Annotated in this window: 28 protein-coding genes and 1 riboswitch; of the genes, 8 read left to right on the top strand and 20 right to left on the bottom strand. The window is 73.0% G+C overall.

Annotated elements, in window-relative coordinates:
- Positions 1 to 11 precede the first annotated feature (11 nt).
- The gene (mnmA, locus tag IE219_RS08315; RefSeq protein ID WP_189975908.1) at positions 12 to 1,148 is read right to left on the bottom strand and encodes a tRNA 2-thiouridine(34) synthase MnmA; all 1,137 of its coding nucleotides are present in this window, start codon (positions 1,146 to 1,148) and stop codon (positions 12 to 14) included.
- A gap of 78 nt (positions 1,149 to 1,226) precedes the next feature.
- On the opposite strand from mnmA, the gene IE219_RS08310 reads away from it, so the two are divergent.
- Complete coding sequence (locus IE219_RS08310) at positions 1,227 to 1,913, top strand: N-acetylmuramoyl-L-alanine amidase (RefSeq protein WP_189975907.1); 687 nt, start codon at positions 1,227 to 1,229, stop codon at positions 1,911 to 1,913.
- 18 nt (positions 1,914 to 1,931) lie between these two features.
- Here the strand turns inward: IE219_RS08310 and IE219_RS08305 are convergent, their stop codons facing one another.
- The 11 genes from IE219_RS08305 to IE219_RS08255 all read right to left on the bottom strand — a co-directional run bounded on the left by IE219_RS08305 (position 1,932) and on the right by IE219_RS08255 (position 13,365).
- Entirely contained in the window at positions 1,932 to 3,095 is a 1,164-nt protein-coding gene (locus tag IE219_RS08305; RefSeq protein ID WP_189975906.1) for a cysteine desulfurase family protein, read from the bottom strand.
- Positions 3,096 to 3,223: 128 nt separating this feature from the next.
- Positions 3,224 to 4,081 (bottom strand): thioesterase family protein, encoded by an 858-nt coding sequence (locus IE219_RS08300; RefSeq protein ID WP_189975905.1) that lies wholly within the window; start codon positions 4,079 to 4,081, stop codon positions 3,224 to 3,226.
- A 25-nt stretch (positions 4,082 to 4,106) separates the two neighbouring features.
- Positions 4,107 to 4,781 carry a trimeric intracellular cation channel family protein gene (locus IE219_RS08295; protein WP_189975904.1) on the bottom strand — a complete coding sequence of 225 codons (675 nt, stop codon included), beginning with the start codon at positions 4,779 to 4,781 and terminating at the stop codon, positions 4,107 to 4,109.
- 69 nt (positions 4,782 to 4,850) lie between these two features.
- Positions 4,851 to 6,026, bottom strand: coding sequence for an ABC transporter ATP-binding protein (locus tag IE219_RS08290; protein ID WP_189975903.1), 1,176 nt, complete (start codon positions 6,024 to 6,026; stop codon positions 4,851 to 4,853).
- Complete coding sequence (locus tag IE219_RS08285; RefSeq protein WP_189975902.1) at positions 6,023 to 7,015, bottom strand: ABC transporter ATP-binding protein; 993 nt, start codon at positions 7,013 to 7,015, stop codon at positions 6,023 to 6,025. Before IE219_RS08285 ends, IE219_RS08290 begins: the two co-directional genes overlap by 4 nt.
- A 1-nt stretch (position 7,016) precedes the next feature.
- Positions 7,017 to 7,976 carry an ABC transporter permease gene (locus tag IE219_RS08280; RefSeq protein ID WP_189975901.1) on the bottom strand — a complete coding sequence of 320 codons (960 nt, stop codon included), beginning with the start codon at positions 7,974 to 7,976 and terminating at the stop codon, positions 7,017 to 7,019.
- Positions 7,976 to 8,971 (bottom strand): ABC transporter permease, encoded by a 996-nt coding sequence (locus IE219_RS08275; RefSeq protein WP_189975900.1) that lies wholly within the window; start codon positions 8,969 to 8,971, stop codon positions 7,976 to 7,978. The genes IE219_RS08280 and IE219_RS08275 overlap by 1 nt, the downstream gene beginning before the upstream one ends.
- Before the next feature lie 100 nt (positions 8,972 to 9,071).
- Positions 9,072 to 10,745 carry an ABC transporter substrate-binding protein gene (locus IE219_RS08270; RefSeq protein ID WP_189975899.1) on the bottom strand — a complete coding sequence of 558 codons (1,674 nt, stop codon included), beginning with the start codon at positions 10,743 to 10,745 and terminating at the stop codon, positions 9,072 to 9,074.
- A 240-nt stretch (positions 10,746 to 10,985) separates the two neighbouring features.
- Positions 10,986 to 11,765 (bottom strand): enhanced serine sensitivity protein SseB C-terminal domain-containing protein, encoded by a 780-nt coding sequence (locus IE219_RS08265; protein WP_189975898.1) that lies wholly within the window; start codon positions 11,763 to 11,765, stop codon positions 10,986 to 10,988.
- A gap of 80 nt (positions 11,766 to 11,845) precedes the next feature.
- Positions 11,846 to 12,589: an enhanced serine sensitivity protein SseB gene (locus tag IE219_RS08260; protein ID WP_189975897.1), complete on the bottom strand. Its 744-nt coding sequence runs from the start codon at positions 12,587 to 12,589 to the stop codon at positions 11,846 to 11,848.
- Between the two features lie 113 nt (positions 12,590 to 12,702).
- The gene (locus IE219_RS08255; protein WP_189975896.1) at positions 12,703 to 13,365 is read right to left on the bottom strand and encodes an AAA family ATPase; all 663 of its coding nucleotides are present in this window, start codon (positions 13,363 to 13,365) and stop codon (positions 12,703 to 12,705) included.
- Between the two features lie 176 nt (positions 13,366 to 13,541).
- A riboswitch (glycine riboswitch) is annotated at positions 13,542 to 13,644 on the top strand.
- A 165-nt stretch (positions 13,645 to 13,809) separates the two neighbouring features.
- Between IE219_RS08255 and gcvT the strand changes: the two genes are divergently transcribed.
- From gcvT to IE219_RS08230, 5 genes are all read left to right on the top strand, one after another.
- Positions 13,810 to 14,925, top strand: coding sequence for a glycine cleavage system aminomethyltransferase GcvT (gene gcvT / locus IE219_RS08250; protein ID WP_189975895.1), 1,116 nt, complete (start codon positions 13,810 to 13,812; stop codon positions 14,923 to 14,925).
- A 145-nt stretch (positions 14,926 to 15,070) separates the two neighbouring features.
- Entirely contained in the window at positions 15,071 to 15,448 is a 378-nt protein-coding gene (gene gcvH / locus IE219_RS08245; protein WP_189975894.1) for a glycine cleavage system protein GcvH, read from the top strand.
- Between the two features lie 24 nt (positions 15,449 to 15,472).
- Positions 15,473 to 16,732 (top strand): serine hydroxymethyltransferase, encoded by a 1,260-nt coding sequence (gene glyA, locus IE219_RS08240; RefSeq protein WP_229849647.1) that lies wholly within the window; start codon positions 15,473 to 15,475, stop codon positions 16,730 to 16,732.
- A gap of 136 nt (positions 16,733 to 16,868) precedes the next feature.
- Positions 16,869 to 18,254, top strand: a complete 1,386-nt coding sequence (locus IE219_RS08235; RefSeq protein ID WP_189975893.1) for an L-serine ammonia-lyase — start codon at positions 16,869 to 16,871, stop codon at positions 18,252 to 18,254.
- 57 nt (positions 18,255 to 18,311) lie between these two features.
- Positions 18,312 to 18,539 (top strand): hypothetical protein, encoded by a 228-nt coding sequence (locus tag IE219_RS08230; RefSeq protein WP_189975892.1) that lies wholly within the window; start codon positions 18,312 to 18,314, stop codon positions 18,537 to 18,539.
- 14 nt (positions 18,540 to 18,553) lie between these two features.
- Here IE219_RS08230 and IE219_RS08225 read toward each other — a convergent pair whose 3' ends face one another.
- Positions 18,554 to 19,018 carry a DUF6194 family protein gene (locus tag IE219_RS08225; RefSeq protein WP_189975986.1) on the bottom strand — a complete coding sequence of 155 codons (465 nt, stop codon included), beginning with the start codon at positions 19,016 to 19,018 and terminating at the stop codon, positions 18,554 to 18,556.
- 57 nt (positions 19,019 to 19,075) lie between these two features.
- Here IE219_RS08225 and IE219_RS08220 point away from each other — a divergent pair, with 57 nt between their 5' ends.
- Positions 19,076 to 19,822, top strand: coding sequence for a MerR family transcriptional regulator (locus IE219_RS08220; RefSeq protein WP_189975891.1), 747 nt, complete (start codon positions 19,076 to 19,078; stop codon positions 19,820 to 19,822).
- A 95-nt stretch (positions 19,823 to 19,917) separates the two neighbouring features.
- Here IE219_RS08220 and IE219_RS08215 read toward each other — a convergent pair whose 3' ends face one another.
- Positions 19,918 to 20,157 (bottom strand): hypothetical protein, encoded by a 240-nt coding sequence (locus IE219_RS08215; RefSeq protein WP_189975890.1) that lies wholly within the window; start codon positions 20,155 to 20,157, stop codon positions 19,918 to 19,920.
- 197 nt (positions 20,158 to 20,354) lie between these two features.
- Here IE219_RS08215 and IE219_RS08210 point away from each other — a divergent pair, with 197 nt between their 5' ends.
- The gene (locus IE219_RS08210) at positions 20,355 to 20,912 is read left to right on the top strand and encodes a DUF7010 family protein (protein WP_229849646.1); all 558 of its coding nucleotides are present in this window, start codon (positions 20,355 to 20,357) and stop codon (positions 20,910 to 20,912) included.
- 3 nt (positions 20,913 to 20,915) lie between these two features.
- Here IE219_RS08210 and IE219_RS08205 read toward each other — a convergent pair whose 3' ends face one another.
- The 6 genes from IE219_RS08205 to IE219_RS08180 all read right to left on the bottom strand — a co-directional run bounded on the left by IE219_RS08205 (position 20,916) and on the right by IE219_RS08180 (position 26,891).
- Positions 20,916 to 21,830 (bottom strand): CopD family protein, encoded by a 915-nt coding sequence (locus tag IE219_RS08205; RefSeq protein WP_189975889.1) that lies wholly within the window; start codon positions 21,828 to 21,830, stop codon positions 20,916 to 20,918.
- An 85-nt stretch (positions 21,831 to 21,915) separates the two neighbouring features.
- On the bottom strand, positions 21,916 to 22,131 hold the full coding sequence (locus tag IE219_RS08200; RefSeq protein ID WP_189975888.1) for an EF-hand domain-containing protein: 216 nt from the start codon (positions 22,129 to 22,131) through the stop codon (positions 21,916 to 21,918).
- Between the two features lie 490 nt (positions 22,132 to 22,621).
- On the bottom strand, positions 22,622 to 23,125 hold the full coding sequence (locus IE219_RS08195; protein ID WP_189975887.1) for an ATP-binding protein: 504 nt from the start codon (positions 23,123 to 23,125) through the stop codon (positions 22,622 to 22,624).
- A gap of 102 nt (positions 23,126 to 23,227) precedes the next feature.
- Positions 23,228 to 23,995: an enoyl-CoA hydratase/isomerase family protein gene (locus tag IE219_RS08190; RefSeq protein ID WP_189975886.1), complete on the bottom strand. Its 768-nt coding sequence runs from the start codon at positions 23,993 to 23,995 to the stop codon at positions 23,228 to 23,230.
- 94 nt (positions 23,996 to 24,089) lie between these two features.
- Positions 24,090 to 25,328, bottom strand: coding sequence for a L,D-transpeptidase (locus IE219_RS08185; RefSeq protein ID WP_189975885.1), 1,239 nt, complete (start codon positions 25,326 to 25,328; stop codon positions 24,090 to 24,092).
- Positions 25,329 to 25,517: 189 nt separating this feature from the next.
- Entirely contained in the window at positions 25,518 to 26,891 is a 1,374-nt protein-coding gene (locus tag IE219_RS08180) for a L,D-transpeptidase (protein WP_189975884.1), read from the bottom strand.
- Positions 26,892 to 26,998 lie beyond the last annotated feature (107 nt).

Here is a 26,998-nt window from a genome sequence, read left to right as displayed (position 1 = left end):
TCCGCCGGGGGCTACCGGGTGGTGGCGGCCGGGCGCCGTACCGTCGTCGCGATGGTCGCCGAGCCGACCACGCGGGTGCCGTCGTACAGCACGATGGCCTGGCCGGGGGCGACGCCGCGGACGGGCTCGTCGAAGGTCACCCTCAGCTCGCCGTCCGCCAGGGCCGCGTCGACGGGCGTCTCGCCGCCGTGGGCGCGGAGCTGGGCGGTGTAGCGGCCGGGGCCCTCGGGGGCGGTGCCGCACCAGCGGGGCTTGATGGCGGTGAGGGCGGTGACGTCGAGGGACTCGGCGGGGCCGACGGTGACCGTGTTGTCCACGGGCGAGATGTCGAGGACGTAGCGGGGCTTGCCGTCGGCGGCCGGGTGGCCGATGCGCAGGCCCTTGCGCTGGCCGATGGTGAAGCCGTACGCGCCCTCGTGGGTGCCCAGCTTGGCGCCCGTCTCGTCGACGATGTCGCCCTCGGCGCGGCCGAGGCGGGTGGCGAGGAAGCCCTGGGTGTCGCCGTCGGCGATGAAGCAGATGTCGTGGCTGTCGGGCTTCTTGGCGACGGCGAGGCCGCGCCGCTCGGCCTCGGCCCGGATCTCGTCCTTGGTGGTGAGGGTGTCGCCGAGCGGGAACAGGGCGTGGGCGAGCTGCTTCTCGTCGAGGACGCCGAGCACGTACGACTGGTCCTTGGCCATGTCGGAGGCGCGGTGCAGCTCGCGGGTGCCGTTCTCGGCGAGGACGACGGTGGCGTAGTGGCCGGTGCAGACCGCGTCGAAGCCGAGGGCGAGCGCCTTGTCGAGGAGCGCCGCGAACTTGATCTTCTCGTTGCAGCGCAGGCAGGGGTTGGGGGTGCGGCCGGCCTCGTACTCGGCGACGAAGTCGTCGACGACGTCGGCGCGGAAGCGCTCGGCGAGGTCCCACACGTAGAAGGGGATGCCGATGACGTCGGCGGCCCGGCGCGCGTCGCGGGAGTCCTCGATGGTGCAGCAGCCGCGCGCGCCCGTACGGAAGGACTGCGGGTTCGCGGAGAGGGCGAGGTGCACGCCGGTCACGTCGTGGCCGGCTTCGACGGCGCGGGCGGCGGCGACGGCGGAGTCCACTCCGCCCGACATGGCGGCGAGGACCCGGAGGGGTCGGGTGCGGGGGCGCGGGGTCTCAGTCATAGCCCCACCAGGGTACGGGGCGGCCCGGGGTGGCGGGCGGCGGGAACCGGACGGCCGGGATCGCGCGTTCTGGGGGGCATGGGGAGTGACACCGGGAAAGAGTCCGGGAAAGACACGGCGAAGAAGAAGCGGGGGCCCGGCCGGCGCGCGGTGCTGCTCGGGGGCGGCGCGGCGGTGCTCGGCACGGCGGTGGTGGCGCGCGAGGACCTGGCGCGGCTGTGGTGGCGGCTGCCGTGGATGGACAAGCCGCGGACGGACGGGGAGCTGGACCACAAGGCGGCCGAGTGGACGGCGGCGCACCAGGCGAACTGGCGGCGGGCGGACCGGCCCGACGACTATCCGGTCGACCGGGTCGTGATCCATGTGGTGCAGGGCTCGTACGCGTCAGCGCTGAAGGTGTTCCGGAATCCGCTGCACCAGGCGGCGACGCACTATGTGGTGCGCAAGGACGGGCACGTGGCGCAGATGGTGCGGGAGCTCGACGTGGCCTTCCACGCGGGGAACCGGAAGATGAACGAGCGGAGCATCGGCATCGAGCACGAGGGCTTCGTGGACCGTCCCGAGGACTTCACGGCGGAGATGTACGCGGGGTCGGCGCGGCTGACGGCGGACATCTGCCGGCGGTACCGGATGCCGGTGGACCGGGAGCACGTCATCGGGCACGTGGAGGTCGAGGGGACCGACCACACCGATCCCGGTCCGCACTGGGACTGGGACCGGTACATGGAGCTGGTGCGCCGGGAGCGGGCCAAGCTCCCGGCGTGAGGCGTACGGCGCCCCGGGTCAGCTGAGGCCGGCGGTGCGGGCCCGTTCGACGGCGGGTCCGATGGCGTCGGCGACGGCCCGCACGTCGCTCTCGGTGGAGGTGTGGCCGAGGGAGAAGCGGAGGGTGCCGCGGGCCAGGTCGGGGTCGGTGCCGGTGGCGAGCAGGACGTGGCTGGGCTGGGCGATGCCGGCGGTGCAGGCGGAGCCGGTGGAGCAGGCGATGCCGGCGGCGTCGAGGAGGAGGAGCAGGGAGTCGCCCTCGCAGCCGGGGAAGGTGAAGTGGGCGTTGGCCGGGAGCCGGTCGACGGGGTCGCCGCCGAGGATCGCGTCGGGGACGGCGGCGCGGACGGCGGCGACGAGCCGGTCGCGCAGGGCGCCGGCCTCCCGGGCGAAGTCGGGCTGCGCCGCGGTGGCGATGCGGGCGGCGGTGGCGAAGGCGGCGACGGCGGGGACGTCGAGGGTGCCGGAGCGGACGTGCCGCTCCTGGCCGCCGCCGTGCAGGACGGGGACGGGGGTGTGCTCGCGGCCGAGGAGCAGGGCGCCGATGCCGTACGGGCCGCCGATCTTGTGGCCGGAGACGGTCATGGCGGCGAGGCCGGAGGCGCCGAAGTCGACGGGGAGCTGGCCGACGGCCTGGACGGCGTCGGCGTGCAGCGGGACGCCGAACTCGGCGGCGGCGTCGGCGAGGGCGCGGACCGGCATGACGGTGCCGATCTCGTTGTTGGCCCACATCACGGTGGCGAGGGCGACGGAGTCCGGGTCGCGGGCGATGGCCTCGCGCAGCGCCTCGGGGTGGACCCGGCCGTGGGCGTCGACGGGGAGGTACTCGACGTCGGCGCCCTCGTGGGCGGCGAGCCAGTCGACGGCGTCGAGGACGGCGTGGTGCTCGACGGGGCTGGCGAGGACGCGGGTGCGGCGGGGGTCGGCGGCGCGGCGGGACCAGTAGAGGCCCTTGACGGCGAGGTTGTCGGCCTCGGTGCCGCCGGAGGTGAGGACGATCTCGCTGGGGCGGGCGCCGAGCGCGGCGGCGAGGGTCTCGCGGCCCTCCTCGACGGTCCGCCGGGCGCGGCGCCCCGCGGCGTGCAGGGAGGAGGCGTTGCCGGTCACCGCGAGGTGGGAGGTCATCGCCTCGATCGCCTCGGGGAGCATGGGCGTGGTCGCGGCGTGGTCGAGGTAAGCCATGGTGGGTCGATTCTACGAGCCCGGGTGCGGCCGTCCTCGACGAGCCCGGCGCGGGGCCGCGCCGGGCGTCGGGTTCGCGCCACCGGCCCGCCCGCCCGTGCGGGTGCGGGCGGGTCCGGTGGGCGGGGTCAGCCGCGCGGGGCGCGGGCGAGCTGGCGGGACTGGGCGACGAGCCGGCCGGCGCCGTCCCAGACCTCGGCGTCCTCCTCCAGGAAGCCGCCGGCGAGGTTGCGGGTGGTGATGGCGACCCGCAGCGGGCCGGGGGCGGGGCGGCAGCGGACGTGGACGGTGAGCTCGACGGTCGGGGTCCAGCCCTTGAGGCCCAGTTCGAAGGCGGTCGGCGGGAGGGCGTCGACGGCGAGGAGGAGGGAGAGCGGGTCGGGCTCGCGGCCGTCGGCGAGGCCGAACCAGGCGCGCATCTCGCCCTTGCCGGAGGGGGCGCCGAGCGCCCAGCCGACGCAGGCGGGGTCGAGGCGCAGGTCGAGCCGGTCGGCGATGGCGGAGGAGCCGGGGATCGCCGGGGCGGGGTTGTCGGCGGCGCTGAAGCACTGGTCGATCGGGGCGAAGGCGGGCGGCACGGCGCTGGTGCGGACGTCGTCCGTGAGGGCGTCGAGGTCGCCGTAGGAGGCGAGGACGCGGATGCGCTCGACCTCGTTGCCGTCCTCGTCGTACTGGAGGAGGGAGGCCGTGCCGGTGGAGAGGGTCCGGCCGGTGCGGACGGTCTCGGTGCGGATGACCGCGGGGCCCGGCACGGACGGCGTCAGGTAGTGCGCCGAGACGGTGAACGGGTCGGGGTGCGGCAGGTGGTCGCCGAGGGCCCGGCCGAGCAGGGCGAGGAGGTAGCCGCCGTTGACGGCGTGGATGATCGTCCAGCCGGCCGAGAGGTCGACGTCGTAGACGCCGGGCTCGCGGAGGGCGACGGCGGTGTCGCGGTCGAACTCGCTGCTCGTCCCGCTGCCCGTGACCGGGCTCGTCTCGATGCTCATGGGCCGACCGTACCCCAGAGGATTACTAAGCGGTAGCTTTCTCTGGTTCCTCGCGGGCGCCCGAGCGCCGGTTCCAGGCGCGCGGCGCCCGCCAGTGGTAGCGCATCGCGAGCAGCCGCAGCAGGAAGGCGGTCAGCACGGCGGTGCCGCTGGTGAAGGCGTTCAGCACCTCGAAGCGGATGCACAGGACGATCATGGCCGAGCCGACGATCGCGGGCACCGCGTAGAGGTCGCGGTCCCAGCGGAGCAGCGAGGGCACCTCGTTGGCCAGCACGTCGCGCAGCACGCCGCCGCCGACGGCGGTGGCCAGGCCGAGCGCCGCCGAGGAGGTGAGGCCGAGCCCGTAGTCGTACGCCTTCGTCGTCCCGGTCACGCAGAACAGCCCGAGGCCGGCCGCGTCGAAGACGTTGACGGCGGTCTGGGTCCGCTCCACCTCCGGGTGGAGGAAGAAGACGAGGACGGTGGCGACCAGCGGCATCAGGAAGTAGCCGAGATCGGTGAAGGCGGCCGGGGGTACGGCTCCGATCATCAGGTCGCGGAAGATTCCGCCGCCGAGCGCGGTGACCTCGGCGAGCACCGCCATGCCGAAGACGTCGAAGTTCTTCCGGACGCCGAGGAGGGCGCCGGAGATGGCGAAGACGAAGATGCCGATGAGGTCGAGCGTGTGTTGGACCGACGGACTGAACAGATCGTGGAGCACCGGGCAATTGTGCCGCCTGATCGGAGGGGCCCCGGCCATCACGCGGTGACCGGGGCCTTTCCGGCTGCCCTACTTCTCGCCGGACGCCTTCGCCCCGGGGGCCTTCGCTCCGGGCTTCCCCTCGCCGGAGGAACCCTCGGAAGCCTCGGCCTCCGGGGTCTCGGCCTCCGGGGCCGGGGCCTGGGGCGGGACGGTCTTCGCGGGGGCGGACGGCTCCGGCGCGGCGGACGGCTCCGGTTCGCCGGCGCGGCGGAGGGTGCCCGCCTTGATCTCCCCGGTGAAGTGGCAGGCCACCTTGTGGCCGCCGCCCGCGTCCGTCAGCTCCGGGCGCTCCTCGGCGCACTTCGGCTGCGCCCACGGGCAGCGGGTGTGGAAGCGGCAGCCGGACGGCGGGTTGGCCGGGGACGGCAGGTCGCCGTGGAGGAGGATGCGCTCGCGCCGGTCCTCGACCTCCGGGTCGGGCACCGGCACCGCCGACATCAGCGCCCGGGTGTACGGGTGCAGGGGCTCCTCGTACAGGGCGTCGCTCGGCGCCTCCTCGACCAGCGAGCCGAGGTACATCACGCCGATGACGTCCGAGATGTGGCGGACCACGGCCAGGTCGTGGGCGATCACCAGGTAGGTGAGGCCCATCGACTCCTGGAGCTCCTCCAGCAGGTTGATGACCTGGGCCTGGATGGAGACGTCGAGCGCGGAGACCGGCTCGTCGCAGATGATCAGGTCGGGTTCGAGGACCAGCGCGCGGGCGATGCCGATGCGCTGGCGCTGGCCGCCGGAGAACTCGTGCGGGTAGCGGGAGAGCGCGTTGGAGGGCAGGCCCACCTTGGCGAGGATGTCCCGGATCCGCTCCCGGCGCTCGTCCTGGTCCGCGCCGATGCCGTGCGCGGCCATGCCCTCGCTGAGGATGGACTCGATGTTCTGGCGGGGGTTGAGGCTGCCCAGCGGGTCCTGGAAGACCATCTGGAGCCGGCGGCGGAAGGTCCGCAGCTCCTTCTCCGGCAGCTTGGCCACGTCGGTGCCGTCGAGGACGACGGAGCCGTCGGTGACGTCCACCAGCCGCAGCACGGCCCGGCCGAGCGTCGTCTTGCCGCAGCCGGACTCGCCGACGAGGCCGTACGTCTGGCCCGCCTCGACCTTGAGCGAGATGCCGTCCACGGCGTAGACGTGGCCGACCGTGCGGTTGAAGAGGAGGCCCTTCCTGACGGGGAAGTGGACCTTCACGCCGTCGAGTTCGAGCAGGCTCATGCCGGGACCTCCGTCGTGGCGAGGACCGGGTTGGCGCAGCGGGCGCGGTGGCCGGCCGCGCGCGGTTCGGTCAGTTCGGGCGTGCCGGTGAGGCACTCCATCTCGTACCGGTCGCAGCGGGGGGCGAAGGCGCAGCCGTCGGCCCAGGCGATCTGGTCGTTGATGGACCCGCGGATCGGGTGGAGCGGTTCGCCGCGCGGGGCGTCGAGCCGGGGGATGGAGCCGAGCAGACCGTGGGTGTACGGGTGCGTCGGGTGGGCGAACAGCTCGCGGCGGCCGGCCGATTCGACGACCTTGCCGGCGTAGAGCACGTTCACCTGGTCGCAGAGTCCGGCGACGACGCCCAGGTCGTGGGTGATCATCAGGAGGGCGGTGCCCTCCTGGTCCACGAGCTCCTTGAGGAGGTCGAGGATCTGGGCCTGGATGGTGACGTCGAGCGCGGTGGTCGGCTCGTCGGCGATGAGCAGGCGGGGGGCGCAGGCCACCGCCATGGCGATGAGGGCGCGCTGCCGCATGCCGCCGGAGAGCTGGTGCGGGAACTCCTTGAGGCGCCGGTCCGGGTCGGGGATGCCGACCCGGTCGAGGAGGTGCGCGGCCTCCTTGCGGGCGGCCTCGCCCTTCATGCCGCGGTGGCGCTGGAGGATCTCGGTGACCTGGACGCCGATGGGGATGACCGGGTTCAGCGAGGACAGCGGGTCCTGGAAGATCATCGCCATCTCGCGGCCGCGCAGGTCGCGCATCTTCGACGGGCGCAGCGACAGCAGGTCGGTGCCGTCGAGTTCGGCCCGGCCGCCGAGGGTGACGCCCTTGGACGGCAGCAGGCCCATGAGGGCGAGCGAGGTCACGGACTTGCCGCAGCCCGACTCGCCGACCAGGCCGACGATCTGGCCCTGGTCGACGGAGAAGGAGACGCCGTTGACCGCCCGGACGTCCTTGCGGCCCCGGCCGCCGAAGGTGACGGTGAGTTCGTCCACGGTGAGGAGGGACATGTCAGCCTCGCAGCTTCGGGTCGAGGGCTTCGCGCATGGCCTCGCCGAGCAGGGTGAAGCCGAGGGCGGTGATGATGATGGCGACCGCCGGGTACATCGACATCATGGGCTCGTTGTCGAAGAAGCGCTCCGCCTGGGAGAGCATGACGCCCCACTCGGGCACCGAGGGGTCGGGGTTGCCAAGTCCGAGGTAGGAGAGGGCGGCGGCCTCGATGATGGCGGTGGCGAGGCTGAGCGTCGCCTGCACGATCACCGGGCTGAGCGAGTTCGGCAGGATCTGCGTGACCACGATCCGGCGCTTGCGGATGCCGAGCGAGCGGGCCGCGAGGACGTAGTCGCTGCCGCCCTGGGCGAGCATCGAGCCGCGCAGCAGGCGGGCGAAGACCGGGATCTGCACCACGCCGACGGCGATCATCACGGTGGTGAGGGACTGGCCCATGACGGCGGCCACGGAGACCGCGAGGAGCAGCGAGGGCAGCGCCAGCAGGATGTCGGTGACGCGCATGACCAGGTCGTCGATCCGCTGTCCGAACCGGCCGCCGAGGGTGGCGGCGGCGCCGGAGACGAGGCCGATGACGGCGCCGACGAGCAGGCCGATGAGCATGGAGACGACGCCGACGAGGAGCGTCTGGCGGGCGCCGACGAGCATCCGGGAGAAGACGTCGCGGCCGAGGTGGTCGAGGCCGAACCAGTTCTCGGCGCGGGCGCCGACGAACTCGCCCCGGTTGGAGAAGACCTCGCCGCGCCAGGTCTGGTCGGTCGGCGAGTAGGGGGCGATCCAGGGGCCGATGACGGCGAGCAGGACGAAGGCGGCGATGACGACGCCGCCGATCAGGGCCGGCTTGCTGCGGCGCAGCCGGCGCATCGCCTCGCGCCACAGGCTGGCGCCGCTGGACGTCTCGGTGCCCGCGGTGAGCTGGGCGAGGCGGTCGATCTTCGACGTGGTGGATACCAGGCTCATCAGTGCACCCGCACCCTCGGATCGATGACGCTGTACGCGAGGTCCACGAGCATGTTGATGAGCACGTAGATCATGGCGATGAACATGATGAAGCCGACGAGCACCGGGTAGTCGCGGGCGTCGATGGCGGTCCGGATGAAGGAGCCGATGCCGCCGAAGGAGAAGACGGACTCGGTGAGGACGGCGCCGGAGAGCAGGCTGCCGGTGAGCAGGCCGACGGCGGTGACCACGGGCAGCAGGGCGTTGCGCAGGATGTGCCGGACGCGGATGACGCGGCGCTCCAGGCCCTTGGACTCGGCGGTGCGGATGTAGTCCTCGCCGAGGACCTCCAGGACGCTGGCGCGGGTCATCCGGACGATGACGGCGAGCGGGATGGAGGCCAGCGCGATGCCGGGCAGCACCAGGTGCATGAGGGCGTCCCAGGCGGCGTCGAACTCGCCGGTGAGCAGGCCGTCGAGGACGGCGAAGCCGGTGACGCTGGTGGCGTCGATGCCGGTGGACTGGCGGCCGAAGGTGCCGAAGACGCCGCCGAAGGCGCCCTTGAGGATGTCCGCGAGGAAGAAGACCGGGATGCAGATGCCGACGAGGGAGCCGGAGACGGAGGCCACGTCGAGCCAGCCGCCGCGCTTGCGGGCCGCGAGGTAGCCGAGCGGGACGCCGACGACGACGGCCAGGAACATGGCGGCGAGGCTGAGTTCGACCGTGGCCGGGAAGCGGAGCACGAACTCGTCCCAGACCGGCTGTCCGGTCTGCACCGAGGTGCCCAGGTCGAGGTCGAGGAGGCGCTTGAGGAAGCGCCCGTACTGGACGTAGATCGGCTGGTCGAGTCCCAGCGCGCGGTTGATGCGCGCCACATCGGCTTCGGTCGCCCGCTCGCCCAGGATCGCTGAGGCGGGTCCGCCGGGCAGCCGGTTCAGCCAGATGAAGAGCAGAACCGACAGGCCGAGCAGGGTGGGTATGAGCTGGAGAAGTCGTCGTACGACGAGTCGCAACACCCCGCGTGCCCCTTTCTTGCGTGTGGTGGAGGGTGGATGCGCGGCCGCCCGGCCACGGGAAAGCGCGTGGCCGGGCGGTGCGCTGACGGAGCGTGAGGTCCTACTTGAAGGCGACCTCGGCGAAGTTCTCCTGCGTCAGCGGGGAGACCTTCGGCGGGATGACGTTCTTGCCGAACGCGATGGCCGGCGGGGAGGAGGACAGCGGCAGGCCGGGGAGGTAGTCCATGATGACCTCGTTGGCCTTCTTGTAGAGGTCCGTGCGCTTGGTCGGGTCGCCCTGGAGGGAGCCCGCCTTCACCGCGGCGAAGACCTTGTCGTCCTTGAAGCCCCACTGCTTGTCGAACTCGGCGAACCAGGTGCCGATGAAGTTGTAGCCGTCGTTGAAGTCACCGGTCCAGCCGAGCAGGTGCAGGGCGCAGGAGCCCGCCTCGGTGGCGTCGATGTAGTCCGGGTTCCACTTCGAGGGCTTCGGGTTGACCTTGATGCCGGCCTTCTCCAGGTCGGCCTTGACCAGCTCGAAGATGTCCTGCGGGGCGGGCATGTACGGGCGGGTGACCTCGGTCGGGTAGCAGAAGTCGATCGACAGCTTGGACTCGCCGGCGGCGGCGAGGAGCTGCTTGGACTTCGCGGTGTCGAAGTCGTACTTCTTCACGTTGTCCGAGTAGCCGGCGACGGTGTCGGGCATGAACTGGGTCGCGACCTTGCCGCCCTCGGGGAGCTGGGTCTTGACGATGTTCTCGCGGTCGACGGCGTGCGCGATGGCCTGGCGGACCTCGGGCTTCTTCAGGGCCGGGTTGGCGCCCTGGGACATGCCGAGGTAGAGCAGGTTGAAGACGTCGCGCGTCGGGACCTGGAAGCCGCCGGCCTCCAGGGTCTTGATGTCGGCGGGGGCGACGAGGTCGTAGCCGTCGATGTCGCCGGCCTGGAGGGCCTGGCGGCGGCCGCTCTCGGTGTCGATGGTGCGGAAGACCAGGTTCTTCACCTTGGCCTTGTCGCCCCAGTACCCGTCGAAGCGCTCAAGGGTGACTTCCTTGTTGCCCTTGTTCCACTTCGTGATCTTGTACGGGCCGGTGCCGGCGACCGTGCCGGCCTCCTGGCTGTACTTGGGGTAGGTGATGGCGTCGCCCTTGGCGGTGGCCTCCTGCTTCTCGTACTCCTTCAGCGCCTTGGGCGAGTGGATCGCGAGGGCCTGGAGGGAGAAGCCGCCGGGCAGGTTGGCGGAGGGCTCGTTGACCTCGATGACAGCCGTGTTGTCGTCCTTGACGGTGCAGGACTTGTAGTTCGGCTTCGGGGCTTCCTTGTCCTCGTTCTTGGCGAAACCACCCATGATGGTCTGCCAGTAGTACGAGACCGCGCTCGACTGGTAGGTGCCCTTCCAGTTGAACCAGTAGTCGTAGTTGGCGCAGACCGCGGCGGCGTCGAAGGTCTCGCCGTCGTGGAACTTCACGCCCTTGCGGAGGTTGAAGGTCCAGACGGTGCCGGCCGGGTTGCTCGACCACGTCTCGGCGAGCCCGCCGACGAGCTTGCTGCCGCCGGACTCGTGCTCCAGGAGCGCCTCGAACGCCTGGCGGGTGACCCGGAAGGTCTCGCCGTCGCTGGCGAGGGCCGGGTCGAGGGAGGCCGGGTCGCCGGGGGCGCCGAACACGAAGGTGTCCTTGGCGCCGTCCTTCTTGTCCTCGCCCTTGTCCCGGTCGCTCGCGCAGCCCGTGGCGATGAGACCGACCGCGACGGCCGCCGTCAAAGCCCGGGTAGCCCGGGAGTTGAATATTCGCATGGGTCCACCCCTGGGTCGCCCTTATGTGGTCTTGATTGGCCGAACGCTACTGGCGAGCGACGCGGCAGAGAACAGTCCGCATAGCGGTGATACCAACCTGAGACCCGGACACTCACCAAATCGGTCCGATGCCGGACAGGTGGTGCGGGACCGCCCGCATGGGGACGCAAAACCCCGCCCTGGCAGGGGATTTCGGCCAAGGCGGGGCGGAAGCGACGGTTCCGGCGGGAACGTCCCAGGTCAGCGCTGCTGCGCGGGCGGGTATCCGTATCCCGGACGGTGGGCGGGGGCGCCGTGCGCCTCGCGGTCGTAGAAGGGGCGGGCGTGGGCGCGCAGCCAGAGGGCGACCGGGTCGTACGCGTCGGAGAGCGCGACCGTCGAGACGGGCAGGCCGTCGGGGACGGAGCCGATGGACTGGCGCATCATCGCGCGGACCTCGTCGACGGCGGCGGCCGAGCCGTCGTACAGATCGAGTCCGATCACCAGGTACGGGGAGCCGAGGGCGGGCTGCACCCAGCCGCGGCGCAGCGACCGAACGGCCGGGGTGCGGTGCGCGTTCTGGGTGAGCTGGGCGTAGAACTGCGGGATCTCCAGGCCGGGTTCGGAGACCCGGAGCGGTCCGGCGGGCATCCGGTCGAGGCCGGTGGCGATGCGGCGCAGGTCGGCCCAGGGGATGCCGACGCCGCCGCCGGGGGCGTGCGGGTTGAGCCAGACGCCCCAGCGCTCGGGGTAGAGGGCGCGGGCGATCTCGCGGCCGGTGGTGCGCTCGTGGGCGCGGTGCCAGCCGGAGGCGGCGAGCGCGTCGGGCGAGGTGACGCAGGGCGCGTAGCCGTACCCCTCGACCTCCATGTTGCCGTACTGGGCGTCCGGGGAGCCCGCGGTGCCCTGCCAGAGCAGCATGAACAGCTCGCCGTCGGCCAGGGCGTGCAGCAGGCCCTCGTAGGCGTCGTAGCGGCCGGGCGCCACCTGGCGCAGCATGTGCTCGACCGGCCCGGTGGGGGCGCTGGCTGACGCGCTCACTCGGATTCCCGCCCCTCTGTGTCGTACGGCTCGGTTCGGTGGTCGGATCTGGGTCGGTCCAGCTTAGACAGGGCCGGGGGTCAGCCGGCCGTCCGCCGGTAGAAGGGACGGACCCGTTCGAGCATCCAGTCGGCGACCGGGTCCTCCTGGGCCATGTCGAGCAGGATCAGGTTGACCGGCCAGGCCACCTCGACGCGGCCGAGGGCGCGGCCGAGGGCGTCCAGCGGGGCGTTGCGGTCGACGCCGTCCCAGCCGGTGAGCTGGACGCCGATGAAGAGGGCGGGTTCGGTGCCCTCGACGCTGGCGAGGGTGCGGCGGGCGGTGGCGACGATCCCGGTGGCGTCGAACTCGGCGCCGGCGGCGGCGAGGAAGTCGACCGGGTCGTCCTGCCAGTCGGGCTCGAAGAGGCGGACCCGGCCGCCGGAGGCGGGGCCGTCGAGGGCGGTGCGGCCGGTGCGGCACAGTTCGGCGACGGCGGGCGGAGGCAGCGGGACGCCGACGGCGCCGCCGGGGTTCACCGCGATGCCGAGCTGCGGGGGCAGGCCGCGGGCGAAGTCGCGGGCGGGGGCGACGGCGAAGGACATGTGGTCGCCGACGCAGGCGAGGAACTGCGCGTGGGAGCTGTAGACGGGCACGTAGGCGCCGCCGGCGATCTCCATGGTGGCGAGGTCGAGGTCGGTGCTGTCGGGGCCGCCGCCGTTGGGCAGCGGGACCCAGACCTCGCTGCGGCCCAGGACCTCCAGGAGCCGCCCTCCGGCCGCGGGGTTGCCGAGCGAGGCGGCGAGCGCCTCCTCCAGCTCGTTGCCCGGCCACGTCGTGTCCACGGTGCTTCCGTCCCCTTCTCGCACGGCCCTGGTCCCGGCCGCCCCGCAGCACCCTAACGCCGCCCCGCCCCGGCCGTGACCAGAAATCGGCGCACGGGGGCGTCCCGGGGGCCTCAGGAGGGCCCGCGGAAGCCGATCCGGCGCAGCGCCCCGGCGGCGTCCCGGTCGAGGAGGGTGGCGGAGGCGCAGCCGCGCGGGAGCCGGCCGGCCTCCACTCCGGCGACGAGCCGGCCGACGGCCCGGCGGTGCCGGGCGAAGGCGTAGGCGGAGACGCCGCGGCCGCGCTCGCGCTGGCCGTCCCGGGCGGTGCCGGGGTCCACGTCGAGCAGGACGAGGTGGAGGGCGGTGCCGCGCCGGGCGGCGGCGCGGGCGAGCCAGCCGCGCACCCAGGACTGGGTGCCGCAGTCGTGGACGACGACGCCCGCGCCGGAGCGCAGGGCGCGGTGCAGCCCGGCGTAGTGGGCGAGGCGGACCAGCGGGCGGTAGAGCGCGTACGGCAGGACGCGGGGCATCCGGGCCTCCCAGCGCTCCCGGGTGTCCTGGGAGTCGATGCCGCCGCCGTCGGCGGCGCGCCGGAGCAGGGTGGACTTGCCGCTGCCGGGCAGGCCGGAGACGACGACGAGGTCGCCCGCGGCGAAGGTGAGGGCGCGCGGGACGCGCCCGGAGCGGTCGCGCAGGTCGCGCACGAGCCGCCCGCGCGGGCGGGTCCTGGCGCGGGCGCGCGGCGCCGGTAGGGCGGCGTCCGCCGTGACGGCGCCGGTCTGCTGGAACCTCATCGCTCTCCCCCCTGTCGGGTCCCCCGGGAGGCGGGTCGGGAGACCTCACGGAGACCCTTGCCCATGAAGTGTAAAGAAACGGTAATGCGGGACAAGCGATTTGCCGCGACGACACCGCGTGCGATGATGTGCGCGCCAGGCGCGCTCCGCGCCGTACAACCGCATACCGAGCCGCTCGAATCCGCGCGGGAGAGTTCCGGACCGGCCCCAGGGCCGGCCGGGCGCCGAAGGAGCAAGACCCTCCCTTGAATCTCTCAGGCCCCGTACCGCGTGGATGAGGCAGATCTGAAAAGCGGGACGCCCCCGGGCGCCCCCACCCAAGGTGCAAGCCGGACCTCTCGGTGACGAGATGCCGCCGGTGAACCTCTCAGGTTCCATGACAGATGGGGAGGATCGTCCTTGCCTGTCATGTTTTCCGCCTCGGGACCCGGGAGTCACGTCCACATGAGCACCACCCCCCGCCTGACCGCCCTCGACGCCCTGCACCGCTCGCTGGGCGCGACCATGACCGACTTCGCCGGCTGGGACATGCCGCTGCGGTACGGCAGCGAGCGCGACGAGCACAACGCCGTCCGCACCCGGGCCGGACTGTTCGACCTCTCCCACATGGGCGAGATCACGGTGACCGGCCCCCAGGCGGTGGACCTCCTGGACTTCGCCCTCGTCGGCAACATGTCGACCATCGGCAACGGCCGCGCCCGCTACACGATGATCTGCCGCGAGGACGGCGGCATCCTCGACGACCTCATCGTCTACCGCCTCGGCGAAACCGAGTACATGGTCGTCGCCAACGCCTCCAACGCCCAGGTCGTCCTGGACGCCCTGACCGAGCGCGCCGCCGGCTTCGACGCCGAGGTCCGCGACGACCGCGACGCGTACGCCCTCCTGGCCGTGCAGGGCCCGGAGTCCCCCGGCATCCTCAAGAAGCTCACCGACGCCGACCTGGACGGCCTGAAGTACTACGCGGGCCTGCCCGGCACCGTCGCGGGCGTCCCCGCCCTGATCGCCCGCACCGGCTACACCGGCGAGGACGGCTTCGAGCTGTTCCTGAAGCCCGAGCACGCCGAGGGCGTCTGGCGGGCGCTGACCGAGGCGGGCGCCGACGCCGGCCTCATCCCCTGCGGCCTGTCCTGCCGCGACACGCTCCGCCTGGAGGCGGGCATGCCGCTGTACGGCCACGAGCTGACCACCGCCCTCACCCCCTTCGACGCCGGTCTGAGCCGGGTCGTCAAGTTCGAGAAGCCGGGCGACTTCGTCGGCCGCAAGGCGCTGGAGGCCGCCGCCGAGCGCGCCGAGACCGCCCCGCCGCGCAAGCTGGTCGGCCTGGTCGCCGCCGGCCGCCGGGTGCCGCGCGCCGGCATGGCGGTCGTCGCGAACGGCGAGGTCGTCGGCGAGGTCACCTCCGGCGCCCCCTCCCCCACCCTCGGCGAGCCGATCGCGATGGCCTACGTCGACGCGGCCCACGCCACGCCCGGCACCGAGGGCGTCGGGGTGGACATCCGCGGCACCCACGAGCCGTACGCGGTCGTGGCGCTGCCCTTCTACAAGCGCCAGAAGTAGGCCCCTCGGCGGGCCGGACGCGGACCCCGGCGCGCGCCGGAGCCGCTCCGGCGCCACGGTGGACGTGACGCATTCGTCTCGACCCGCGTCTCACCCCGCAAGACTTCCGTACATCAGCACCCCCCCGATCCAGGAGAATCAGGCCATGAGCAACCCCCAGCAGCTTCGCTACAGCAAGGAGCACGAGTGGCTGTCGGCCGTCGAGGACGGCGTCGCCACCATCGGCATCACGGAGCACGCGGCCAACGCCCTCGGTGACGTCGTCTTCGTGCAGCTGCCCGAGGTCGGCGACACGGTGACCGCGGGCGAGTCCTGTGGCGAGCTGGAGTCGACCAAGTCCGTCAGCGACCTCTACGCCCCGGTGACGGGCGAGGTCGTCGCTGCCAACCAGGACGTCGTCGACGACCCCTCGCTGGTGAACTCCGCCCCCTTCGAGGGCGGCTGGCTGTTCAAGGTGCGCATCACGGGCGAGCCGGACGATCTGCTCTCCGCCGACGAGTACACCGCTTTCACCGCAGGCTGACCGAGACCCCCAAGGGATCGCTTCATGTCGCTTCTGAACACTCCCCTCCACGAGCTGGACCCGGACGTCGCCGCCGCCGTCGACGCCGAGCTCCGCCGCCAGCAGTCCACCCTGGAAATGATCGCCTCGGAGAACTTCGCTCCGGTCGCGGTCATGGAGGCCCAGGGCTCCGTCCTCACCAACAAGTACGCCGAGGGCTACCCGGGCCGCCGCTACTACGGCGGCTGCGAGCACGTCGACGTGGCCGAGCAGATCGCGATCGACCGGATCAAGGACCTGTTCGGCGCCGAGTACGCCAACGTGCAGCCGCACTCCGGCGCCTCCGCCAACCAGGCGGCGCTGTTCGCGATCGCCCAGCCGGGCGACACGATCCTGGGCCTCGACCTGGCGCACGGCGGCCACCTCACCCACGGCATGCGCCTGAACTTCTCCGGCAAGCAGTTCAACGTGGTCGCGTACCACGTGGACGAGGCCGGTCTGGTCGACATGGCCGAGGTCGAGCGCCTCGCCAAGGAGCACCGCCCGAAGGTGATCATCGCCGGCTGGTCGGCCTACCCGCGCCAGCTCGACTTCGCCGAGTTCCGCCGGATCGCCGACGAGGTCGAGGCGTACCTGTGGGTCGACATGGCCCACTTCGCGGGCCTGGTCGCGGCCGGTCTGCACCCGAACCCGGTCGAGCACGCGGACGTGGTGACCTCCACCACGCACAAGACGCTCGGCGGCCCGCGCGGCGGCGTCATCCTGGCGAAGAAGGAGTTCGCGAAGAAGCTGAACTCCTCGGTCTTCCCCGGTTTCCAGGGCGGCCCGCTGGAGCACGTGATCGCGGCCAAGGCCGTCTCCTTCAAGGTCGCGGCCTCGGAGGAGTTCAAGGAGCGCCAGGAGCGCACCCTGGAGGGCGCCCGGATCATCGCCGAGCGCCTGGTGCGGGACGACGTCACGGAGCACGGCGTGTCCGTGCTCTCCGGCGGCACCGACGTCCACCTGCTCCTGGTCGACCTGCGCGACAGCGAGCTGGACGGCCAGCAGGCCGAGGACCGTCTCCACGAGGTCGGCATCACGGTCAACCGGAACGCCGTTCCGAACGACCCGCGCCCGCCGATGGTCACCTCCGGCCTGCGCATCGGCACGCCGGCCCTCGCCACCCGCGGCTTCGGTGCCGAGGACTTCCGCGAGGTCGCCGACATCATCGCCGAGACGCTGAAGCCCGGCTTCGACGCCGAGGCGCTCAAGGCCCGGGTGACCGCCCTCGCGGACAAGCACCCGCTGTACCCCGGCCTGAAGTAATTTCGTACGCTTTTATTCGTACGAACCTCCGGGGCACCGCGCACACTGGACAGTGGGCGCGGTGCCCCTCCCCATGCCCGGCCTTTCTGCACCACCCCGGCAGACAACGGCGTCTAGCCCCACAAGGAGTCCCCCCGTGGCCCTCTCGGTCTTCGACCTCTTCTCGGTCGGCATCGGCCCGTCCAGCTCCCACACGGTGGGGCCGATGCGCGCCGCCCGCATGTTCGCCCGCCGGCTGAAGAACGAGGGCCTGCTCGCCCACGTCGCCGCGGTCCGCGCCGAGCTGTACGGCTCCCTGGGCGCCACCGGCCACGGCCACGGCACCCCGAAGGCGGTCCTCCTCGGCCTGGAGGGCAACTCGCCCCGCACGGTCGACGTCGAGCACGCCGACGAGGAGTTCGAGCGGATCAAGGCGAGCGGCCGGATCAACCTGCTCGGCGCGCACGAGATCCCCTTCGACTTCGACGCCGACCTGGTCCTGCACCGGCGCAAGGCGCTCCCGTACCACGCCAACGGCATGACGGTCTTCGCGTACGACGCCGAGGGCGGGCTCGTCCTGGAGAAGACGTACTACTCCGTCGGCGGCGGCTTCGTCGTCGACGAGGACGCGGTGGCCGGCGAGAACCCGATCATCCCGGACGACACCGTCCTCAAGCACCCCTTCCGCACCGGCGACGAGCTGCTCCGCCTCACCAAGGAGACCGGCCTGTCGATCTCCTCGCTGATGCTGGAGAACGAGAAGGCGTGGCGCACCGAGGACGAGATCCGCGCCGGGCTGCTGGAGATCTGGCGGGTCATGCAGGCGTGCGTGGCGCGCGGCATGTCCCGCGAGGGCATCCTGCCGGGCGGTCTGAAGGTCCGCCGCCGGGCCGCGACCTCCGCCCGCAAGCTGCGCTCCGAGGGCGACCCGGCGGCGCACGCGATGGAGTGGATCACCCTCTACGCGATGGCGGTCAACGAGGAGAACGCGGCGGGCGGCCGGGTCGTCACCGCCCCCACCAACGGCGCGGCCGGCATCATCCCGGCGGTCCTGCACTACTACATGAACTTCGCCGCGGGCTCCTGCACCCCGGAGGAGAAGGAGGACGGCGTGGTCCGCTTCCTCCTCGCGGCGGGCGCGATCGGCATGCTGTTCAAGGAGAACGCCTCGATCTCCGGCGCCGAGGTCGGCTGCCAGGGCGAGGTCGGCTCGGCCTGCTCGATGGCGGCGGGCGCCCTCGCCGAGGTCCTCGGCGGCTCCCCCGAGCAGGTGGAGAACGCGGCCGAGATCGGCATGGAGCACAACCTGGGCCTGACCTGCGACCCGGTCGGCGGCCTGGTCCAGATCCCGTGCATCGAGCGCAACGGCATGGCGGCGGTGAAGGCCGTGACGGCGGCGAAGATGTCGATGCGCGGCGACGGCAGCCACCTGGTCTCCCTCGACAAGGTCATCAAGACCATGAAGGAGACCGGCGCCGACATGAGCGTCAAGTACAAGGAGACCGCGCGCGGCGGGCTCGCGGTGAACATCATCGAGTGCTGAGGGCGTGGGGCCCGCCCCCCTGTCGCCGGGGGCGGGCGGGCTCCTAGACTCCGGCGGATGACCAATACTTTCCGTTGCTCCAACTGCGGCACCGTCGGCCTGGAACCCGGGTTCGTCGAAGACAGCGGCCAGAACGCGCGCGGCTACACGCGCTGGGTGCAGGGCGTCCTGGAGAAGGGCGTCTTCGGCATGGCCAAGCTCCGGGGCAGGCCCGTCCGGGAGATCGAGGCGTACCGCTGCCCCTCCTGCTCCCACCTGGAGCTCTTCGCCACCGCACGGGCCTGAGGCCGTCGGGGCCGTCAGCCGGTGCGGGGGCCGGTCCCCCGCTCGCGCGGGCGGGCCGCCTCGTGGGCGGCGCGCAGGAGGCGGAGGACGGTGTCCGTCGTACGGGGGCCGGGGGTGACGGCGCAGAGCCAGCCGAGCGCGCCGTACACCGGGTGCGGCAGGAGGACGTCGGGGGCCGCGTGGTCGCGGGGGCGGGCGAGGGCCCGGGGGTCCTCGCCGGTCAGCTCGCGGAAGGTCTCCCGGTCCGTCCGGACGTTGACCCGCCAGCGGCCGGGCGGATCGAGGGCGGAGGCGGTGTCGCCGGGCCGGTCCCGGGTGACGATCGTGCCGTAGGGCTGGGTGCGGGCCGGGATCCGGCCGTCGGGGGCGTAATAGAAGAAGGCGTCCCCCCAGGACTCCTCGGGGAAGTCGCTCCCGGGCTCCGGGATGAGGACGAGGGCGCCGTCGAGTTCCCGTACGGCCTCGACGATCCGTTCCATACTCGTGTCCGTGCTCATGGTTCGAGCATGACCTTCAAGTGCTTGTGTGGGGTTCGGATGGGCGGGAGCGCGAACGGGCGTCCGCTGCGGACGGCGGACGTCGCCCGCGAGTCGGGCTACTCGGTGCAGCAGGTGCGCGACCTGGAGCGGCTGGAGGTGCTGCCGCCCGCGCCCCGGGCGGGGAACGGCTACCGCGCCTACGGGCCGGTGCACGTACGGGCGCTGCGGGCCTATCGGGGGCTCGCCGGGGCGGCGGGGCCGGTGGAGGCCCGGCGGCTGCTCGCGGCGGCGTGGGCGGGGACCGCCGAGGAGGCGGCCGCGGCGGTCGGCGCGGTCCACGTGCGGCTCGCGCGGGAGCGGGCGGAGGCGCTGCGGGCGCGGGAGGCGCTGGCCTCGGTCCGGGCGGAGCCGGACGGCGGCGCGGACGGGCGGGACACGATGACGATCACGGAGCTGGCCGGGGCGCTCGGGGTGCGGCCGTCCACGCTGCGGTTCTGGGAGGAGGAGGGGCTGGTCGCGCCGGAGCGGGTGACCTCGCTGCGGGCCCGACGCTACGGTCCGGCGGCGGTCGGGGCGGCCCGGATCGTCGCGGCCCTGCGCGCGGCCGGGCACGGCGTGCCCGAGGTGCGGGAGATCCTGGCGGCCCTGGACGGCGCCGAAGGGGTGGCGCGGGCCCGGCGCGTCCTGGACGGGCGGCTGGAGCGGATCGCGGCGCGGAGCGTGGCGCTGCTGCGGGCGGGCGCCGACCTGGCGGAGGTGGTGGACGCGGTGGGGGCGCCTCCTGGAGGAGGAGGGGAGCGCTGAATCGTGGCCGGTGGCTCAGGGCCGGGGACGCCCCGGACGGCCGGAAGGCCGGTTCCGCCCCCACGGAACCGGCCCTCCGGTGCTGGTGACCGGGGTCAGAAGCGGGTCCACAGGACGTAGACGTCCGGGCGGGAGGGGCTGAAGGGCTCGCAGAAGTAGATCTTGCCCCACATCCACTCCCCGGCCTGCCCGGCCGCCTGGCACTCCGCGTACGAGGAGTGGTGGCTGCGCGGGAAGAAGCCGGGTCCTGCGGCCTCGGCGGTGCCGGCGGCGCCGAGGGCGACGGCTCCGGCGGTGGCCACGGTGGCGAGTGCGGCTGCGACGCGACGGTACATGGCATGTCCTCCTGAAAACGCCGGTGTCCCGGCGGAATACGAACGATGCGATGTGGTGCGGATGGTGCCGTGCGGGCTGCGCAGCCGGAACGAAACGTACTGGTAAGACCCCCTCCGCACAATAGGTCTAGGCCAATCGTTCACAGGGCGTCCGAATTCCCCGGCGACGGCTGATTCTCGTCGGTAGGGTCGCGGTCATGACCATGACCACCGAGGCCGAATGCCTCGCGCTCACCCGCACCCTGCGCCGCCGGGGCGTGTACGTGCTGACCGCCTTCGGCCTGGTGTGGGCCTTCGCCGGCGGCTCCGGACTGCCCGGCCCCGGCTTCGCCGCCGCCGTCGCGCTCGGCGTGGTCCTGGCAGGCGCGACGCTCGCCGCCGGACTGCGGGGCACCGCCCGCGAGGCGACCCGCCCGGTCCGGCTCCCGGAGCGCTGGACCCGCGGGATCGGCGTGGTCAACGCGGTCGAGGCGGCCGCGATCGTCGCGGTGATCGCGGTCTCGAACGCCTCCGGGCACCAGGAGTGGATCCCGGTCGGCGTCTGCCTCGTGGTGGGCCTGCACTTCTTCCCGCTGGCGCGGCTCTACAACCAGCGGCAGTACGGATGGCTGGGCGTCGTCCTGACCGCGCTCGGGGTGCTGGCGGCGGGCCTGCTCGCGGCCGGGTCCGCGGCGGAGACCGTACGGGCCGTGACCGGGCTCGGCGCGGCCCTGGCGCTGTGGGCGACCGCCGTCCACGTGGCGCTGCGCGAGTGACCGTCAGAGCAGCAGCCAGGCCGGGTCCGGCACGACGGTGAGCAGCGCGGAGAGCGCCACGACCACCGCGAGGACGCCGAGCTCGACCCGGGCCGGGGGCCGGGCGTCGGCGCCGGACCGCAGCCGGGAGCGGGCCGCGAGGGCGAGCAGGCTGGCGCCGCCGAACAGCGCCAGCTTCACCAGCAGGACGCGGCCGTACGCGGAGGTGAGCACGGTCTCCAGGGGCAGCCGGCGCAGTGTGGAGAGGGTTCCGGTGACGGCGAGGGCCGCGTAGGCGACGGCGGCCGTACGGGCGTACCGCAGCAGCACCTCCCGGCCGCCGCCGCGCAGCCGCAGCACCCGCAGGACGTACAGCAGGCCGCCGGTCCAGAGCGAGGCGGCGGCGAGGTGGACGACGGTGAGGCCGGTGCCGGGGCCGAAGCCGGCGGTCTCGGGGTGGGCACGCAGCGCCTCGGCGACGACCGCGACGGCCAGCGGGAGGGCGGCGAGCGTGGGGCGCCGGGAGGCGGCGCAGAAGGCGGCCAGCGCGCAGGCGTTGGCGGTGACGAGGAGCAGCCGGCCCTCGCGGAGCCCGTAGACGACGGGGAGGCTCAGGCCGCTGACGGCGGCGAGCAGGAGCAGCAGGCCGGTGGCGGAGGCGGCGGCGAGCAGGGCGCCGGGGGCGGCCCAGCCGCGCGGCAGCGGGCCGGGGCCGGCGAGCCGGGTGCCGACGAGTTCGCCGACGGCGACGGCCAGTCCGGCGACGAGGAGCGAGCGGAGCAGGGCGGTGGTGCCGGCGGCGGGCATCCGCAGTTCGCCGGTGCCCGTCCGGGCGAGGCCCGCGCCGAGCAGGGCGACGGCGAGGACCAGGGCGAGGACCGCGGCGGCGGCCGCGGCGGTCGGACGGCTCGGGGTGCCAAGGGGTCCGGGAAGCGTCACCGGACGATCGTCACCGAGCCCGGGACGGGCGGCAACTCAGGGTGAACGCCGCCCCGTCCCGGTCCCGCGACGGGTCAGCCCCGGGTCACGCCTTGCTCAGGTGGGACCAGAACTCGTCCCAGGACAGGCGGCCGTCGCCGTTGTCGTCGCGCTGCCTGATGAGGGCCTCGGCCACCGTCTCGGTGACGTTGAAGTCGCCCAGCTGGGCCATGACGCTCTTGTACTCCGCGGCGGTGATGAAGCCGTCCCCGTCCACGTCGTACCGGTTGAATGCCGTCCGTGCCGACTCGATGTCCGCCACTGCTTCCGCCCCTTCTCGGTGCTTTCCTGACGGGGGTCAGATTAACCCGGCCGGACGATGCCGAATGAGGGCGGCATGAGGGACGAGACGGTGCGGCGGCCGGTGCCGGATCCGGCGGAGGCGCTTCTCACGGCCGCGTGAGAGCTGTCCATTATGTGGACGATCGAGGGAAACAATCGATGAACCGCATAGCCATTCACGGTTTGCAAGGTGAGTGCTGCACGTCACCAACGATTCACAGTTAAAACGTTACAACTTGTCCCGATTTGGGCAACTGTGGGCGTTTGGAGTGGAGCCCGCCATCTGTCATAGTCGGTGGCACGGCCCCCATTGACCCGGGCAAGGTCGTCCAAGCGGCCGTGGATAACACCCCCCCGTCCACGGCGCATCACACGGAAGCCCCCAGCTCGCCCCACCACGGCGCACGGGGGCTTCCGTGCGTCCGGGGACGGATCGCGGGACGGAGCAACGGGCGGATCGGCGGGGCGGGTCAGCGGTCGGTGAGCCGCATCTCGAACCAGGTGGTCTTGCCGCGCGGCCCGAGGTCCACGCCCCACCGGTCGGAGAGCTTGTCGACGAGGAAGAGGCCCCGGCCGCTGATGTCGAGTTCGGCCACCGGCATCAGGCAGGGCAGCCCGCGCGAGGGGTCGCGCACCTCCACCCGGATCCGGCCGGGCCGTTTCTGTACACGGAGCGTGAAGACCCGGGCGCCGGTGTGCCGCACCGCGTTGCCGACCAGCTCCGAGACGAGCAGGACGGTGTGCTCGGCGAGCGTCGGCCCGAGTCCCCACTGGCGTAACACCACGTACCGGGCCAGCCGCCGCGCGATCCGCGCGGACTCGGGGCGGGACGGCAGGTGGACGTCCTCGTCCGCCGGACTGCCGTACGCCTTCATCGCCTCGACGGCCTGCTCGTCCTCCTCGGTCGGTGTCCACCGCGCGGCGGCGGCGACGCCGCTCTGCCGGGGTTGTTCCCTGCTCTCCGGGCCCGCCATGTCCCCATGATGGCCTCAGGGGACGGGTCGCGGGGGCCGTTCCGACGGAATGGCCCCCGCGGGGCGACGGGCTGGGGTGACGGACCGTCGGACCGGGACGGCTCAGGCGAACTTCGCCTTGCCCGGCCCCTCTTCGACGAAGCTGCGCATCCCGGTCTCCCGGTCGGCGGTGGCGAACAGCGCGGAGAACCAGGTCCGCTCCAGGGCGAGACCGGTGTCGATGTCGGTCTCCAGGCCCTGGTCGACCGCCTCCTTGGCGGCGCGCAGCGCCACCGCCGGACCCTGGGCGAGCTTCGCGGCCCAGGCGTGCGCCTGCTCGTACACCTCGCCGGCCGGGACGACCCGGTCGACCAGACCGAGCGCGAGGGCCTCGTCGGCCTTCACCATCCGGCCGGTGAAGATGAGGTCCTTGGCGCGCGAGGGGCCGATCAGGCGGGAGAGGCGCTGGGTGCCGCCTGCGCCGGGGATGAGGCCGAGGAGGATCTCGGGCTGGCCGAGCTTCGCGTTGTCGGCCGCGATCCGGTAGTCGGCGCAGAGCGCCAGCTCGCAGCCGCCGCCGAGGGCGTAGCCGGTGATCGCGGCGACGACCGGCTTGGGGATGCGGGCGACGGCGGTGAAGGCGTCCTGGAGCGCGCGCGACCGCTCGACCATGGCCACGTGGTCCATGACCTGCATCTCCTTGATGTCCGCGCCGGCCGCGAAGACCTTCTCGCCGCCGTAGAGGACGACGGCGCGGACGTCGGCGCGGTCGCCGGCCTCCCGGGCCAGCTCGCGCAGCCGGTCCTGGGTGGCGATGTCGAGGGCGTTCATCGGGGGGCGGGCGAGGCGGATGACACCGACGCCGTCGGCCACTTCGAGGTTCACAGTCATGGGGGAAGGTTAGTCGTCGTTAACGCGCCGGGGCCCGGTGCCGTTGCTCACAGAGCGGACGGCACCGGGCCCCGGCGCGGACGGGAGGGGCGGATCAGGAGATCCACTCCGACCAGTCCATGTTCCAGCCGTTGAGACCGTTGTCCGGCTGGATCTGCTTGTCCTTCGAGTTCTTGACGACGACCACGTCGCCGATGAGCGAGCGGTCGTAGAACCAGGCGGCCGGGGTGGAGCCGTCGCCCGCGCCGCGGGCGTCGCGCAGGCCGACGCAGCCGTGGCTGGTGTTCACGCTGCCGAAGACCGAGGGGTCGCCCCAGTAGTTGCCGTGGATGAAGGTGCCCGAGGTGGACAGCCGCATGGCGTGCGGCACGTCCTTGATGTCGTACTCGCCGCCGAAGCCGACGGTGGCCCCGTTCATGCGGGTCACCTTGTACTTCTCGCTGATGACCATCTGACCGTTGTACGTGGTCGTGGTCGGGGCGCCGGCGCTGATCGGGATGGTCCTGATGACCTGTCCGTCGCGCTCGACCTTCATCGTCTTGGCGGTCGCGTCGACGGTGGAGACCTGGCGGCGGCCGATGGTGAAGGAGTACGTCTTCTTCTGCTTGCCGTAGACGCCCGGGCGGCCCTCGACGCCGTCGAGGTTCAGCTCGACGGTGACCTTGGTGCCGGCCTTCCAGTACTCCTCGGGCCGGAAGTCGAGGCGGTCGTTGCCGAACCAGTGGCCCTCGATGCGGACGGCCGGCTGGGAGGTGACCTTGATGGCCTTCTCCACGGCCTCGGGGTCGGTGATGCCCCGGGTGAAGTTGATGGAGACCGGCATGCCGACGCCGACGGTGGTGTCGGCCTCCGGCGTGTAGTGGCCGAGGAAGGTGTTCTTCGGGACGAGCGTGGTGAAGGTGGTGTCCTTCGCCGACTCGCGGCCGTCCGCGTCCTTCGCGACGGCGTGGACCTTGTACTGCGTCCCGCCCGCCAGGTGCGCCGCAGGCTCCCAGCCGGTGCCGTCGGCCGAGATCCGGCCCTGGACGGGGGTGCCCTTGGAGTCGGCGACGGTGACCGTCGTCAGCTTGCCCTGCTCGGCGGTGATCTTGAGGGCCCCGCTGGTGGCGACCGAGTCGGCGCCGTCCTTCGGCAGGATCGTCACGACGGCGGCGGAGGCGGCGTTGTCGGGCGCCACCGCGCCGCCGTCCTTGCCCGCGCCGGCCCCGGCGCCGCCCGGCACGGGGTCGCCCCCGCAGGCGGTCAGGAGCAGGAGCAGTGCCCCGGTCGCCAGGGCTCCGAGGCGGGCGTTCCGCCGCACGGCCGGCTTCCCCGGTATCCGCTGCCCGTTCATGGTCGTCTTCTCCCCTCGTACGACCCGGTCAGTCAGCTGTCCGGGCCCCACCCCCTGTACGCACCTCCCGTGCACACGCAGTTAGACAATCACACCGCAGGACACGAAAGCTCCACGCCGATGTCACCGTTCCGTCCCAGTCGGGGCGGGGTGGGAGGCGGACGGGGAGCCCGCCGCGTCCGGGGCGCCCTACGGACCCGCCGCCGGGGTCGTGGCGGGGGTCCGCGCCGGGGTCTGGACCGGGGTCTCGGCAGAGGTCCGAGCCGGGGTCGTGGCAGAGGTCCGCGCCGGGGCCGTGAGCGGGGTCCGCGTCGGGGACGGGGCCGGGGTCGGTGCCGGGGCCGGGCGGGTGAGGGCGGAGCCCGACCGCCACCGGTCCCAGGGCGTGTTCCAGCCGCCGAGCCCGTTGTCCGGGGCGACCTTCCGGTCCCGGGAGTTGACCACCTCGACCACGTCGCCGACCAGGCTGCGGTCGAAGAACCAGCCGGCCGGGGTGTCGGAGCCGCCGCCCTTCACGTCCCGCAGCCCCACGCAGCCGTGGCTGGCGTTGGCCGCGCCGAAGGTCTCCGGGTCCGCCCAGTAGTTGCCGTGGACGAAGGTGCCGGACTCGGTCAGCCGCATCGCGTGCGGCACGTCCTTGATGTCGTACTCGCCGCCGAAGCCGACCGTCGCCCCGTTCATCCGGGTCACGTCGTACAGCTCGGTGATCACCATGCGGCCGTTGTACGTGGTGGTCCCCGGCGCGCCCGCCGTGACCGGCAGGGTGGCGAGCAGCCGCCCGTCCCGCCGCACCTCCATGGTGTGGGCGGCGGCGTCCACCCGCGAGACCTGCGAGCGGTCCACCGTGAAGCCGACCGTGCGGTCCTGGACGCCGTACACCCCGGGGGCGCCCTCCACGTCCCGCAGCGCCAGCTCCACCGTCACCTCGGTGCCCGCCGCCCAGTACCGCTCGGGGCGGAAGTCGAGCCGCTCCGCGCCGAACCAGTGGCCGACGACCTCCACCGGCGGGTCGGCGGTGATCCGGATGGCGCGCTCCACCGCCGCCCGGTTCGTCACCGGGCGGCTGAAGCCGAAGGAGACGATCATGCCGGAGCCGACCGTGGCGCGGTTCTCCGGCGTGAAGTAGCCGATGAAGCGGCTCTCCGGGACCGCCGTGGCGAAGGCGGTGTGCCGGGCCGAGCGGTGCCCGTCCCCGTCGAGCGCCACCGCGTCCACGGCGTACCGCGCGGCGAGCGCCAGCCGGGTGCCGGCCGCGGGCCGCCAGCTCCGCCCGTCCGCCGCGACCGCGCCGGGGACGGCGGACCGGCGGCCGTCGACCGTCCGGGTCACGGTCACCCGTTCGAGCCGGCCGTCGTCCACCCGCACCTCCAGCCGCCCGTCCGCCGGCACCTCCCGGGCGCCGTCCTCCGGACTCACCCGGATGGCGTCGCCGGGGGACCGCGCCGCGCCCGGCAGCCCCGGCACGATCCCCCCTCCCCCGCCCGCCCCGGTGCAGCCCGCGAGGCCCGCGAGGAGCCCCGCCACCGCCAGAAGACGCCCGGCCCGTTCCCGTGTACGTGTCACGCACGGCCCAACGACCACCCCCCTCCAGGGGAAACGTCCCGGCGCGCCATGTTGGGAGCGCGCCCGCGCGGGCACAACAGAGGGGAGACCGGGAGTGAAGGGTGCGG

It is taken from the genome of Streptomyces termitum, assembly GCF_014650175.1.
Lineage (GTDB): Bacteria > Actinomycetota > Actinomycetes > Streptomycetales > Streptomycetaceae > Streptomyces > Streptomyces termitum.
Note: the sequence above shows the minus strand (reverse complement) of the source record. Positions and strands in the feature narration are given on the sequence as shown.